This window comes from Vannielia sp., assembly GCF_029212645.1.
Lineage (GTDB): Bacteria > Pseudomonadota > Alphaproteobacteria > Rhodobacterales > Rhodobacteraceae > Vannielia.
The window spans coordinates 42,059-55,336 of record NZ_JARGND010000021.1 but is presented as its reverse complement, the minus strand read 5'-3'; the positions used below and the strand labels follow the sequence as shown (position 1 = coordinate 55,336).

General features: G+C 60.3%; 14 protein-coding genes and 1 pseudogene. 9 read left to right on the top strand and 6 right to left on the bottom strand.

The features are described 5' to 3' along the window. A partial coding sequence (locus tag P1U55_RS08860) for a glutathione S-transferase family protein (protein WP_366943036.1) occupies positions 1 to 771 on the top strand: 771 nt, incomplete at its 5' end. Positions 772 to 1,088: 317 nt separating this feature from the next. Here P1U55_RS08860 and zapE read toward each other — a convergent pair. After that, complete coding sequence (gene zapE / locus P1U55_RS08855; RefSeq protein WP_301047195.1) at positions 1,089 to 2,177, bottom strand: cell division protein ZapE; 1,089 nt, start codon at positions 2,175 to 2,177, stop codon at positions 1,089 to 1,091. A 94-nt stretch (positions 2,178 to 2,271) separates the two neighbouring features. Here zapE and P1U55_RS08850 point away from each other — a divergent pair, with 94 nt between their 5' ends. After that, positions 2,272 to 3,516, top strand: a complete 1,245-nt coding sequence (locus P1U55_RS08850) for an MFS transporter (RefSeq protein ID WP_301047198.1) — start codon at positions 2,272 to 2,274, stop codon at positions 3,514 to 3,516. Further along, on the top strand, positions 3,513 to 4,151 hold the full coding sequence (locus tag P1U55_RS08845; RefSeq protein ID WP_301047194.1) for a hypothetical protein: 639 nt from the start codon (positions 3,513 to 3,515) through the stop codon (positions 4,149 to 4,151). Before P1U55_RS08850 ends, P1U55_RS08845 begins: the two co-directional genes overlap by 4 nt. On the opposite strand, the gene P1U55_RS08840 is transcribed toward P1U55_RS08845, so the two are convergent. Together P1U55_RS08840 and P1U55_RS08835 are read right to left on the bottom strand one after the other, a co-directional pair. Further along, positions 4,148 to 5,068: an ornithine cyclodeaminase gene (locus tag P1U55_RS08840; protein ID WP_301047193.1), complete on the bottom strand. Its 921-nt coding sequence runs from the start codon at positions 5,066 to 5,068 to the stop codon at positions 4,148 to 4,150. The genes P1U55_RS08845 and P1U55_RS08840 overlap by 4 nt on opposite strands. After that, positions 5,065 to 5,685: an HAD family phosphatase gene (locus P1U55_RS08835; protein WP_301047192.1), complete on the bottom strand. Its 621-nt coding sequence runs from the start codon at positions 5,683 to 5,685 to the stop codon at positions 5,065 to 5,067. Before P1U55_RS08835 ends, P1U55_RS08840 begins: the two co-directional genes overlap by 4 nt. 119 nt (positions 5,686 to 5,804) lie before the next feature. Between P1U55_RS08835 and P1U55_RS08830 the strand changes: the two genes are divergently transcribed. Continuing rightward, a complete protein-coding gene (locus P1U55_RS08830) occupies positions 5,805 to 6,980 on the top strand; it encodes an acetyl-CoA C-acyltransferase family protein (protein ID WP_301047191.1) in 1,176 nt (391 codons plus the stop codon). A 3-nt stretch (positions 6,981 to 6,983) separates the two neighbouring features. Here P1U55_RS08830 and P1U55_RS08825 read toward each other — a convergent pair whose 3' ends face one another. Both P1U55_RS08825 and P1U55_RS08820 read right to left on the bottom strand, forming a co-directional pair. After that, positions 6,984 to 7,652 (bottom strand): hypothetical protein, encoded by a 669-nt coding sequence (locus P1U55_RS08825; RefSeq protein WP_301047189.1) that lies wholly within the window; start codon positions 7,650 to 7,652, stop codon positions 6,984 to 6,986. A gap of 119 nt (positions 7,653 to 7,771) precedes the next feature. Next, positions 7,772 to 8,518: a hypothetical protein gene (locus P1U55_RS08820; protein WP_301047188.1), complete on the bottom strand. Its 747-nt coding sequence runs from the start codon at positions 8,516 to 8,518 to the stop codon at positions 7,772 to 7,774. 124 nt (positions 8,519 to 8,642) lie between these two features. Here P1U55_RS08820 and P1U55_RS08815 point away from each other — a divergent pair, with 124 nt between their 5' ends. From P1U55_RS08815 to arfB, 5 genes are all read left to right on the top strand, one after another. Continuing rightward, positions 8,643 to 9,980 carry an MFS transporter gene (locus P1U55_RS08815; protein ID WP_301047187.1) on the top strand — a complete coding sequence of 446 codons (1,338 nt, stop codon included), beginning with the start codon at positions 8,643 to 8,645 and terminating at the stop codon, positions 9,978 to 9,980. Next, complete coding sequence (mepA, locus tag P1U55_RS08810) at positions 9,980 to 10,879, top strand: penicillin-insensitive murein endopeptidase (RefSeq protein ID WP_301047185.1); 900 nt, start codon at positions 9,980 to 9,982, stop codon at positions 10,877 to 10,879. The genes P1U55_RS08815 and mepA overlap by 1 nt, the downstream gene beginning before the upstream one ends. A gap of 77 nt (positions 10,880 to 10,956) precedes the next feature. Then, complete coding sequence (locus P1U55_RS08805) at positions 10,957 to 11,751, top strand: esterase-like activity of phytase family protein (protein ID WP_301047184.1); 795 nt, start codon at positions 10,957 to 10,959, stop codon at positions 11,749 to 11,751. A gap of 93 nt (positions 11,752 to 11,844) precedes the next feature. Further along, the gene (locus tag P1U55_RS08800; RefSeq protein WP_301047183.1) at positions 11,845 to 12,471 is read left to right on the top strand and encodes a queuosine precursor transporter; all 627 of its coding nucleotides are present in this window, start codon (positions 11,845 to 11,847) and stop codon (positions 12,469 to 12,471) included. Between the two features lie 240 nt (positions 12,472 to 12,711). Then, a complete protein-coding gene (gene arfB / locus P1U55_RS08795) occupies positions 12,712 to 13,137 on the top strand; it encodes an alternative ribosome rescue aminoacyl-tRNA hydrolase ArfB (protein ID WP_301047196.1) in 426 nt (141 codons plus the stop codon). On the opposite strand, the pseudogene P1U55_RS08790 reads toward arfB, so the two are convergent. Next, positions 13,138 to 13,278, bottom strand: a pseudogene (locus P1U55_RS08790) (glutathione synthase); the annotation flags it as partial. It abuts the gene before it with no gap.

Below are 13,278 nucleotides of genomic sequence, written 5' to 3'. Positions count from 1 at the left end.
TGGCTTCGCCTTGAGCAAGTGGCCGCTGTGCGGGACTTTGCTGCCATTGCGATCTCTTGTTGCAAGGTCCGCATTCAATTATCAGACCCGCGAGAATGCGCGTCTGGGAAGGGATGGAACATGCTTCAGATTTGGGGAAGAAAATCGTCATCAAATGTCCAGGCGCTGATGTGGTGTGTAGGCGAACTTGGGCTTGTTTACGAACGACATGATGCAGGACATATCTACGGAATTACGGACACCGACGAATTTGCCCAAATGAACCCCAATCGTACCGTGCCAGTGCTAAGTGACGGAGAAGAAACGCCTCTATGGGAGACCGGTGCTATACTCAGATATTTGGCCAATGTTTATGGTCGCGGGCCATTTTGGCCAGAACATCCTAAACAGCGTGCGCAGGTGGACAAATGGGCCGAATGGTCAAAAATCAACATTGCCCTCTGCTTCACAGGACCTGTTTTCTGGCGGGTCGTGCGCACACCGAAACCGCAGCAAGATCCAAGCGCGATAGCGGATGCAGTCCAAAATCTTGAAGCGAAATTGCTGATTGCAGAGCGCCAATTGCAGAACAATGAATGGCTGTGTGGGGCTGACTTCACTCTCGCTGATATCCAATTCGGACATGTGCTCTATCGATACTTCGACATCGAAATCCAAAGGCGAGACTTCCCGTCCTTAAAGCGATACTTCGAAACCTTGATGGCTCGCGATGCATACTGCGAACATGTCGCTATCTCTTACGAAGAGCTTCGCGCTTCCTTGCCCACATAGCTGCCGTTCGATCTCTGCGCAGCATCAGTCAAAAAGGGCTCAAACCGGCCACTCGCTGCGCAGCGAACGAACGTCCGCTCTGTGGCAACTTCAAACTCTCTGCCAAAATGAAAACTCCAATGTGTCAGTTTCCACTCTGGCGCTGCGCACGGCCCGTTATCTTAATGCCACTATGTCAAATGACATGTGCATGGTTTGTGCATCGGGTGTGCATCACTTGTGGCTGTGATCTTTTTGCGGTTAACGGCCCAATCCTAACGGGCCGAACGCCGTGCGCGCGGGTAACCACTTTGGGCCGCTTTGCAACGCCCGGTGCCTTAACCCTCGCTGCCCCAATCCACGCTCTGCATCTCGCGCAACCGGCTCGCCGTGCGCTCAAATTCAAAGGTGCCTTCGCCCTCAACATACAGCATTTCCGGCTCCGCCGCCGCCGAGCAGATAAGCCGGACCTTGCCCTCGTAAAGCGCGTCCACAAGCGTCACAAAGCGCTTCGCTTCGTTGAAGTTTGAGCGTGAAAGCCGCGGAATATCATCCACCATCAGCACCCGCACCGCCTCGGCCATTGCAAGGTAGTCCGCCGCGCCCAAAGGCTTGCCGCAAAGCTCGTAAAAATCCGCCCGCGCGACACCGCTGGCAAACTGCGGCAGCACCACCTCGCGTGATTTCACCACCAGCGTCAAAGGCTCCGCCGCCCCGCCCGCCAGATCGGCCCAAACCGCATCCATCGCCGCCCGCGCCTGGCTGCCAAGGGGCGTGAAGTACACCGGGCTTCCTGCCAGCCTGTCTTGCCGGTAATCGGTTTCAGAGGCCAGCTCCTTCACCACCATCCGCTCTTGGAGCAGGTCGATGAAAGGCAAGAAAAGCTGGCGGTTGAGGCCGTTTTTGTAAAGATCACGCGGCGGCCTGTTGGAGGTTGTCACCACCGCGACACCCGCCTCGAAAAGCCGCTCAAATAGCCGCCCTACGAGCATCGCATCGGTGATATCGCTGATCTGCATTTCATCGAAACACAGCAGATCAACTGCGTCGATCACCTCTTGTGCCACGGGTTTTATCGCATCATCCACGCCGGTCTTGCGCACCTCGTGCAACCGCCCGTGAATCTCCTGCATGAACGCATGAAAATGCACCCGCCGCTTGCGGTCTACCGGCACCGTTTCAAAGAAGAGGTCCATCAGCATCGACTTGCCGCGCCCAACCCCGCCCCAAAGGTAAAGCCCCTCCACGGGGGCCGGGGTGGATTTGCTGAACAGCCCGCGCAAGCCGCCCTTCTTTTGCTCGGGGCGCTCCGCCAGCGCTTTGCGCACCCGCTCAAAGGCCGGCAAGGCGGCGCGCTGCACCGGATCGTCACGCAGGAGGCCCTCGGTGACGCGCTGTTGGTATATTTCGGGCAAAGTATCAGCCATGCCCCCTGCTAACCCGATGGGGAAACAAGGGAAAGATCGTTAATATCACGAAATGAAATTTGACGCCCCGCCCAACGCCCGCCAAAACACTCCCATGGAACCCCGCACCCCCCTCCTAACCCCCGTCCTCATCGCCGGCTGCGCCGTTATACTGGTGAATTTCGCGATCCGCGCCAGCTTTGGGGTGTTCCAGATCCCCATCGCCGAGCAATTCCATTGGGCCCGCGCCGAATTTTCGCTCGCCATCGCCATCCAGAACCTCGCCTGGGGCTTTGGTCAGCCGATCTTTGGCGCAATTGCCGAGCGGATGGGAGACCGGAAGGCCATTGTACTTGGCGCTATTCTCTACTCTGTCGGCCTCGTGCTTTCTTCTGCCGCCACCACGCCACTACAGCACCAACTTCTTGAAATCCTTGTTGGTTTTGGCATCGCGGGCACCGGCTTTGGGGTCATCCTCGCGGTGGTGGGACGGGCATCTTCTGATGAAAACCGCTCGATGTCGCTCGCCATCGCCACCGCTACAGGGTCTGCCGGGCAGGTCTTTGGCGCACCGCTGGCCGAATGGATGCTGAGCTTCATGGCCTGGAGCGAGGTTTTCCTGATCTTCGCCGCCGCCATTATCCTTGTCCTCGCCGTTTTGCCGATGATGCGTTCCCCCGATATGGCCAGCCGTTCCGAGCTGGAGGAAAGCCTTGGGCAAGTTCTGATGCGTGCGGCCAAAGACCCGTCTTTCACGTTGATTTTCCTTGGCTTTTTCTCATGCGGCTACCAACTCGCCTTTATCACCGCGCACTTCCCGGCGCTGGTCGCCGAGATGTGCTCACCCGTTCAGGGCGGCGGTATGTTGGCCTCGCTTGGCATCTCCTCCACCTCTGCCCTCGGGGCGATCGCAATTTCGCTGATCGGGCTGGCAAATATCGTTGGCACACTCACCGCCGGGTGGGCGGGAAAACGCTATACCAAGAAGTACTTACTGGCCGGTATCTACACCGCCCGCACCTTCGTCGCCGCCGCCTTCATCCTGCTGCCGATTACCCCCACCACGGTGCTACTTTTCTCTGCCACGATGGGCGCCCTTTGGCTGGCAACGGTGCCGCTCACTTCGGGGCTCGTCGCGCATATTTACGGGCTGCGTTACATGGGTACGCTCTATGGCATCGTGTTTTTCTCACACCAGCTTGGCAGCTTTCTGGGCGTTTGGCTGGGCGGCAAAATGTATGATATCTATGGAGATTATACGATGGTGTGGTGGATTGGCGTTGGCATCGGAGCCTTCTCCGCCCTTGTCCACCTCCCGATCCGTGAAAACAGAACCACCCTTGGAGCCACCCCCGCATGATCCGCCTCGCTCTTACCCTCCTGCTGCTAACAGCCCCGCTCATGGTGGCCGCCGAAACCTCGCTGGAATGGGCGCGAAAGCAGCCGCAGCCAACCCGCGCCGCGCTTGTTTCGATCCTGAAAAACAGTGAGATGCAGAGCTTCTTCAAGGCGTGCCCGGCCAATGTGTATAACGGGGCAAACCGCACCACTGGCAAGCCGCGCTCTTGCGGCCGCAAGCCAAATAGCTGCTTTACCTCCTGCCTCAAGGGCGAGAGCCGCGCCTGTTTTGGCCTCGCCAACGCGCTGCAAACAACCCATGAAATCACGCCCAACGGCAATTTCACTTACCCGCTTTACATGAAAGCCTGCGCGCTCGGGGTCGCCAACGCCTGCGTCAACGCCGCTGCAACGGTGAAAAACGGCAGCTTCCTTCCCGGCACTCGGCCAGCCGTTGCGGGCTCTCCATCGTGCCAGTTGGCCACCTACAGCAACGCCTGCACCGAAGGGGCCGCTTGGGGGTGCACGATGATGGGTAATATCTATGAGACAGGCCAGAAAGGCACAGAAAAGAACACGGCAAAATCGGAAGCGGCCTATCGGCGGGCCTGTGACCTTTCTCCAAAATCAGGGGCTTGCAGCAGCGCCTATCGCTAAGACGCCGCGCCCTTCACCTGCTCCAGAATGTGGCGGGCAACCATCAGGTCCAGATGGGCACCGCCGCCGTTTTTGCAGATGGTGATCTCTTCGTCAGAGCGCCGGATGAAGGCCTCTAGCTCGTAAAAATCCGCGACGATATCGCTCGCTGCAATCACCCCACGCGCCAGCGGGTCCTTGATTTCGCCAATGTGCTCTACGGTCGTGTCCCGGCTGTCCACAAACACCCGCGCCCGCTGCAATGCTACATCATCTGCCTCGCGCATGTCGGGGCGATAAGCGCCGATGAGGTCAACGTGCTGGCCAGGTTGCAGCCACTCGCCCTTGAGGATCGGCTCGGTTGTCATCGTCGCCGTGGCGATGATATCGGCCTCTCTAACCGCCGCCTCAAGGCTTGCGGCGACCGACGCGCCGGTTTGTTCGGCCAAATGCGCGGCCCGGCCGGCTGTGCGGTTCCAGAGGGTGAAACGCGCGCCCGGAAACGCCGTGCCATAGGCCTCGATCAGCGAGGCCCCCACGGCCCCCGACCCAAGGATCAGAATATTGCGGCTCTCGGGGCGTGCCAGCCGCCGCGCGGCGAGCAAACTATCCCCGGCGGTTTTCCATTTGGTCACCAGATGGAAATCAAGAAACGCCTCGGCCTGCCCCGTTTCATCAGAAAACAACGTCACCGCGCCGTTCACCGCAGGCAGATCCCTGGCACCATTGCCCGGAAATACCGTGGCCGTTTTTGCCAGCGCACCCAGCCCGGTGATCCAGGCCGCACGCGACAGCAGCGTATCATCGCCACGGTAAAGAAGGCCGTCCTCGATCTGCGCTTTGGGCAGGGCATGCCCGGCGGCAATCGCGTCACTCAGGTGCAGCCAGTTCAGCGCCGCCTCGCCTTGTTCATAATTTATAAATGTCGGAGCAGTCATGTTGAAGCCTCCCTTGTTAACAGGTCCTCGGCGACCAAACGCGCGGCAAACCCCTCGGGCTTGGTAAACAAATGCGTTTGCCAGCCCCGCGCTTTGGCAGCGGCGATATTGTCGGCCCGGTCGTCGGCAAATAACAGTGCGCCCGGCGCGATGCCGCAATCTTCCTCGACCATGGAGAATATGCATGCGTCAGGTTTGGTCACGCCCATGTGGCCCGAAATATAGCGGCGGTCAAACTCTGCCAAAAACGGGTAGTGCCGCTCGGCCAGTTCAAAGCTCTGGATGCCAAAGTTCGACAGCGCAAACACCGGAACTCCCGCCGTGCGGAGCGCCCGCAACAGCCGCACTGAATGGTCGATGGCGGGCTGCGCCATTTCGATCCAGCGGTCATGCCAAAGGGTGATTTCTTGCGTCCATTCCGGGTGAGCCGCTGCCATCTCAAGCACCGCTTCACGGAAGTTCGCCCCCCGGTCCACACATTCGTTCATCTCGTGCAGGTCAACCGAAGCAAACATCTTCTCGCGCCGCTTCAGGCCAATTTCGGCATCATAAAACCGCTCGGGGTTCCACTCGATCAGCACATTCCCGATATCAAAGATGACGGCCTCAACAGGCATGGCGGCTCCCGTGGTGGTGGATTCGTGCCGAGTGTTCCACTTGATGCGCCAGCCCACAATCCCCCGGTTGCCCGCCCCGCGTTAATGACTAAACTCCGCAAAATTCAAAGGAGTACCCCATGGACGATATCGTGATTCTCGACGGCGCCCGCAGCGCCATTGGCACTTTTGGCGGCGCGTTCGCCGGCACGCCACCCGCCCAGCTTGGCGCGGCAACCGCGCGGGCTGCAATGGAGCGCTCCGGCGTGGAAGCCGGGCAGATCGGCACCGTGGTATATGGCCATGTGATCAACACCGAGCCGCGCGATATGTATATTTCCCGCGTTGCCGCGATGGAAGCGGGCGTGCCCGAGAGCACCCCTGCGATGAACGTCAACAGGCTCTGCGGCTCCGGCGCGCAGGCTATTGTTTCTGCCGCGCAGGCGCTGGCCCTGGGGGATGCCGATTTTGCCCTCGCAGGCGGCGCAGAATGCATGAGCCGCAGCCCCTACATCATCCCCGCCGCCCGCTGGGGCCAGAAGATGGGAGATATCAGCGCACAGGACATGATGCTTGGCGCGCTCAACTGCCCCTTCGGCACCGGCCACATGGGCGTAACGGCCGAGAATGTTGCCGCCGATCACGGGGTAAGCCGCGCAGATCAGGACAGTTTCGCTCTGGAAAGCCAGCAACGCGCGGCACGGGCGATCGCCGAGGGCCGCTTTGTGGATGAGATCGTGCCCATTGAAGTGAAAGTGAAGCGCGAGATGGTGCCTTTCGCCACCGACGAGCATCCAAAGGAAACCTCCGCCGAAAAGCTCGCCGGCCTGCGCCCTGCCTTCCAGAAGGACGGCACCGTAACCGCTGGCAACTCCAGCGGCATCAACGATGGGGCCGCATCGCTGGTTCTGGCCCGCGCTGAAGCTGCTGAAAAGGCAGGGCTAAAACCGCGCGCACGGCTTATCGGTTACGGCCATGCCGGGGTTGCCCCCAATGTCATGGGCCTTGGTCCTATCCCCGCCGTAGAGGCGCTTTGTGCCCGCACCGGCCTCAAGGTTGAGGATTTCGACGTTATCGAATCCAACGAGGCCTTTGCCGCTCAGGCCATCGCCGTGAACCGCGCGCTTGGCCTTGATCCGGCGAAGGTAAACCCCAATGGCGGGGCTATTGCCCTTGGCCATCCGGTGGGCGCCACGGGCGCGCTTGTAACCGTGAAAGCGCTTTACGAGCTTTCACGGATTGGCGGCAAGCGGGCGCTGGTCACGATGTGCATCGGTGGTGGGCAGGGGATCGCGCTGGCCTTCGAGGCGCTCTAACCCCTAACGAAAGCTGAAGGTTTCCAACAAACGCCCGGTCAACGTGGCCGGGTAATCTTCAGGTGAGGTGATCGGAACAGCAGTTTCGGCCACCTGCACAAGCGCAACGAACCCCTCCTCGCGATCGGGGTGGGGCAACCCGACGAGACGCCAGTGAATGGTGCCGTAGGTTGCATCCTTGTAGCTGCCGAAAAGTTCGACTGCATCGGTGTCGCCCAGTTTTGTGGGGCGGGTATTGGCGCTTGTGGCCTCTGTCTTGCCATCAACAAGACCCGGCACCACCTCGGTGCGCAATACCGTGGCAAAATATTCCAGCCGTTTGTCGAGGTCCGCGATGGGCATCGAGGCCGCTGAAAGGCCGACGCTTTCGATAAAGCCGCCCCCCGGCGTGACAAACACAAACTTCAACAACCCCGTCCCCGGCGCCTCCACGACGCGGCTGTCATACTCGCTGTTGCCTGCCATCGGGACGATCACATCAAACGGCGGCCACCCAGGCTTGCCTGCGGTTTTCAGATAATCAGCATCAGCGGAAAATGTCTCACCACTCACGATCTCTTCACTGGAGGAAAGATCAAGCTCGAACCCCGCCAGCGCCTCAACTTGGGACTGCGCGTAAACCGGGGCAACAAGCAGCAACGATAAGGCAACGGTCAGCGAAAAACCCGCCATAGGGCGAAGAGTGTGCGGCATGAAAATCTGTTCCAATCAAATCAAGTGGTGCTGACAGTCTAGCCAGCCGACCCACCGATTGGAAACCCGTGATCCACGCCGCACCGCAGCTTGACCCGTCACTCGCTGGCCGCGGTTGCCCCCGCCTGCCCACCGCTGCCACCCCCGGAGCCACCCTGCGGCGGTGCCGTGAGCCGAAGCATCGAAAGCGCCTTTCCTGAAAGCGTATCGGCAAAGGCATCGGGGGTCTCAATCGACTGATAGGCTTGGTTGACGTGGCTCACCGCATAAAGGCTTTGCACGCGCTCCGGGTCCGGGAGCGCGAGGAAACGGTAGGCATAGCGCGCCTCATCACGCGGGTCGAGATAGGTGCCCGTCAACTCCGTTGCCCGGTATGTGCCCACCATCACCTCGCGTACAGGCTCGGCGGTGACATCCTCAAACCGCTGGCGCAGCAGCGCTGGCCCCTGCTCTGCAAGGCGCGGCGCAATCTCGGCAAGCCGGTCATCCATGTCTCCGGCGGCAATGGGGATCGGCGCGATAAAGAGGCTTTCGAGAAAATCCTCATCGGCCGAATGAAAGTTGAACTGAACGATCCCGCCTGTTGGTTTTTCGTCAATCCCGATGGTGTGGGCATCATCCGACCGCTTGGGCAGGATGATCTCAAAACCCACCGCCGGGCTTTGGCCGCTGCGCCGCACATAGCCCGCATCAACCTTGTAGGGCAGGCCGATCACAACATCGTCTCCACCGCTTTGCGCCGCGCCTTCGGAGTTTCGTGACGTGCCGCCAAGGGTCACCGAAAGGACAAGGGCGATACCCGCCACCACAACGGCGGCAATGATCAGATTGAATGGTCGGAGCATGGGATGACTGCTGCTTATATTGGTTTTGGGAGATCATATTTCAGCCACGCCGGGCCTGCAATGCGCAGTTGCACGGCGCGCAACATCGGTGCTCTATGAGAGCAAACGAAGGGGCGAGCACCGAATGGCCGAAATATCCGCTAAAAAACGCATCTGGGGCTGGTTCTTCTTTGATTGGGCCAGCCAGCCTTACAACACGCTCCTGCTCACATTCATCTTTGCCCCCTATGTGAAAGACCTGATCGGCGACCCGGATGAGGCGCAATCGACGTGGGGCTATGTGGTTGGCTCCGCCGGGCTGGTGATCGCCATTATCGCGCCGATCCTTGGGGCCATGGCCGATACATCGGGGCGGCGGGTGCGTTGGGTCTGGCTGTTTTCGCTGCTCTACGTGGTTGGAGCATTCGGGCTTTGGTGGGCAATACCGGGCGCCGGAAACCTGATGACGATCTTCCTGTTCTTCGCCATCGGCCTCATCGGGATGGAGTTTGCAACGATTTTCACCAACTCGATGCTGCCCGATCTTGGCTCCCGCGAAGAGATGGGCGCCATTTCCGGCAATGGCTGGGCGTTTGGCTATGTGGGCGGGTTGCTGGCCTTGGTCATCATGCTGGTGTTTCTGGCAGAAAGCCCCGAAACCGGCAAAACCGTTGCAGGGTTTGATCCGATCTTTGGCCTTGATCCCGCCACCCGTGAAGGCACCCGCGCGGTGGGGCCGCTTGCCGCGATCTGGTATGCCGTGTTCATGGTGCCCTTCTTCCTGTGGGTGCGGGACCCGCGCATGGGCACCCCCCCCAAAGGGGCGATCAAGGAAGCGCTTGGCGGGCTCTGGCGCACTGTGCGCAACCTGCCGCGCACGCCCTCGCTTTTTGCCTATCTCGCCTCGTCAATGTTTTACCGTGACGCGCTGAACGGAATGTATGTGTTTGGCGGCATCTACGCTGCTGGCACGCTGGACTGGAGCGTGGTGCAAACCGGCATCTTTGGCATTCTGGCCATTATCATGGGCGCTATCTTTGCCTTTTTGGGAGGGCGCGCCGATACGGTTTTCGGCCCCAAGCCGGTGATCGTGGTTTGCGTCGTGATCCTTACGCTTGTTGCGATCACCGTCGCAACGATCAGCCGCGAAAGCGTGCTCGGCTTCCCTGTTGATCCCTCCGGCAACGCGGCTGACTTTGCGTTTTATGCCGTTGGCGCAGTGATCGGGGCAGCCGGCGGGGTGATCCAGGCCGCCAGCCGAACGATGATGGTCCGTCAGGCCAATCCAGAGCGGATGACCGAGGCCTTTGGCCTTTATGCGCTGGCCGGCAAATCCACCTCATTTGTCGCGCCCTTTGCTATTGGCGTGGCCACCACCCTCACCGGTTCACAAAATCTTGGCGTTACCCCGTTGATCGGACTGTTTCTAATTGGGCTGATTCTGCTAATCTGGGTGAAACCCGACGGAGGTGAACGCCCCTGATGATCCGCGCAGTTTGTCTATCCCTTGCCATTCTGGCGGCCGGTCTGTCCGCCGCCACCGCAGAAACCAAAGCCAAAGATCTGTTTGGCTCCAAAAAATCCGGCTCACGCCAGGCGCCCGAGGCCATTGGCACCTACGCCAAGGGATGCGGCGCCGGGTTGGTGCAACTGCCTGAAACCGGGCCAACTTGGCAAGCCATGCGGCTTTCGCGCAATCGCAACTGGGGCCACCCCGAAACCGTTTCCTTCATCAAGCGCCTGTCGGCCAAGGCCACGCAGCAAGGCTGGAAAGGCCTTTATATCGGTGACATCTCGCAGCCGCGCGGCGGGCCAATGATCACCGGGCATCAATCGCACCAGATCGGGCTGGATATGGACATCTGGATGAACAAGCCGAAAAGCCTGCGCCTGTCGCGCGGCCAGCGTGAGAACCTTTCGGCGATCTCCGTGCGCGCCAAGAGCCAAAAAACGGTCAACGATTACTGGACCCCGGCCCACGCCGCCATCATCGAAGCCGCCGCCCGTGATCCCGCCGTTGACCGCATCTTTGTGACCCCGCCGGTGAAGGCCTATTTCTGCCAAAAGTCCAAGCGGCGCGATTGGGACTGGATCCGCAAGATCCGCCCGCTTTATGGCCACCACTATCACTTTCATGTGCGCCTGAAGTGCCCCAAAGGGTCAAGAAACTGCCAAACCCAGCGGCCTACGGTGAAGGAGCTATCCAAAGGCCGCGATGGCTGTGACGAAACCCTGAACTGGTGGCTGACCGATTATCTCAACCCACCCAAGGTTGCCCCAAAGAAGAAAAAGGCCAAGCCCACGCCTCGCAAACGCGGCGCGCGTGATTACACCATGGCCGATCTGCCCCGCCAATGCGCCGGCGTTCTAAAGTCGCGCTAGGCCTCGCCACCCTTGCTCTCCTCTCCTCCCTTGCGTTTGCTGCAGGGCAAGGCAGCGGCGGGCATGAGGTGGCGGTGGTGCCATTGCCCCCAACCGATGCAAACACACGCTTTGGTGGGTTTTCCGGCATCGAGGTTTCACCCGACGGGCAGCGGTTCTGGGCCATTTCCGACCGTGGCGCATTGGCCGAAGGGAAGTTGCTGCGCAACAGTGCGGGGCGGCTTACCGGCGTTACGGTAGACAGCCACCAGCGCCTCAATGATCCCGACAACATCCCGACCTCTGGCGTGGAAACTGATTCCGAAGGCCTTGCTCGCAGCCCGGACGGGCGGCTTTATGTCTCCTTCGAGGGGTATCACCGCATCTGGACATACCGGCCCGAGGGCGGAGAGGCCGCGTGGTTCCCGCGCCACCCGGACTTCAAGAAAATGCAAGCCAACTCATCCCTTGAAGCCCTCGCGATTGATCAGGATGGCGCGCTCTACACCCTGCCTGAGCGCTCCGGCAGCTATGGCACCCCGTTCCCGGTTTATCGCTACGGGAACGAGGGCTGGCAGGTGATCGGCCATATCCCACGCGAGGGTGAGTGGCTGCCCGTTGGGGCCGATTTCGATGATCGCGGTCAGCTTTACCTGCTCTGGCGGCACTTCACGGGCTACGGATTTTCCAGCCGCGTCACCCGCCATGCGTTGCAAGGCGATGACTGGTCTGGTGAAACGGTTTACCAGACCAGGCCGCTCACCCATGGCAACCTTGAGGGCCTGTCGCTTTGGCGCAATGCGAGCGGTACACTCAAGGCCGTTCTTGTCACCGACGACAACTTTCGCGCCATACAGCGAAGTGAGTTGGTAGAGATCACCCTGCCCGAGTAGCCCCTTGCTTTGATCGCGTGGCGGCGTTAGAAGCCGCCGTCCCGCATCCGGTGGGGCCAAGTCCCCGAATACCTTGCAAAAACGGGTAAACCCATGAAGACCAACCTGATTATTGGCGTTCTCGCCATGGCCGCCGTTGTCGTGGCCTCCAACATCCTTGTGCAACATCTGCTCGGCGATTGGCTGACCTGGGGCGCCTTGACCTACCCCATCGCCTTCCTCGTGACAGATACAATGAACCGCCTTTATGGCGCTGCCACCGCCCGCAAAGTTGTGGTGGCGGGCTTTATCGTGGGTGTCGCCTGCTCTGTTGTGGGGTCACAAATCCACGGTGAGTTTGGCCCGCTTGTTACGCTGCGCGTGGCTCTTGGCTCTGGCATCGCTTTTCTTTCTGCCCAATTGTTAGACGTTGCGGTGTTTGACAGGATGCGCGCGCGGGCATGGTGGCAAGCCCCCCTCGCCTCCACGCTGGTTGGCTCCACGGTTGATACGGTGATCTTTTTCTCCATCGCCTTTGCCGCAATGTTCAACGGCCTCGAGCCAACAGCCCTGCCGGAGTGGGCACAACAAGGGGTTCCGCTGCTTGGCGCTGGCCCCGTCGTGCCACTTTGGATGTCACTCGCCGTGGCCGATTGGGGTGTGAAACTGGCGCTCGCGGCCGTAGCTCTGGTTCCGTTCCGCCTGATCGTCGCCAGCCTCGCCCCTTCAGAAAAAGTTTGACAGGCGCACACTTCCTGATTCACGCTGAATTTGTGTTTTTCAACAACTGAAAGGAGGTGATCCAGTGTCGAGAGCTACATTGGAGAGAGGTGTCGGGACAGCGATGGAGATGCGCAACTAGGTTAACCCCTTGCGCGTGGCTGCACGCCGTTGGCAAATGGTCTAACCGACCTCGCCTCCATAAAGTTCGATAGGGCCGTCCCGCTCGCCGGGGCGGCCCTTTTGACAGAAAGAAATGAAATGCCGATCCGGGTAAACGACAGCATCACGATCGAAGATTGGGAACTGGCCGAGGTGTTCACCACGTCGCAGGGCCCAGGTGGGCAGAACGTGAACAAGGTGTCTACCGCTGTTGAGTTGCGCTTTGCCGCCGCCACCTCACCCAACCTGCCCCCACCCGTGAAATCTCGCCTGCGAAGGCTCGCCGGGCGGCGCTGGACAGAGGCAGGCGAGTTGCTGCTGCTGGTTCAAGACACCCGAAGCCAAGCCCGCAACCGTGAAATCGCGCGTGAACGGCTGGCAGAGCTGATCCGCAAGGCCTGCGAAAAGCCCAAGCGCCGGATCGCCACGCGCCCTACGCTCGGCTCCAAAAAGCGCCGCCTGAAGGCCAAGAAGGTGCGCGGCGAGGTGAAGGCAAACCGTGGCAGGGTAGACCCTGACGCTTGATCAGCTACCAGCCGCCAGCCGCGCGTCGATAGCGTCCCAGATCATCGCCGCCACATTGATCCCATCAAACCGCTCAAGCTCCTGAATGCCGGTGGGTGAGGTAACGTTGATCTCGGTCAGCCATTCGCCGATCACGTCGAT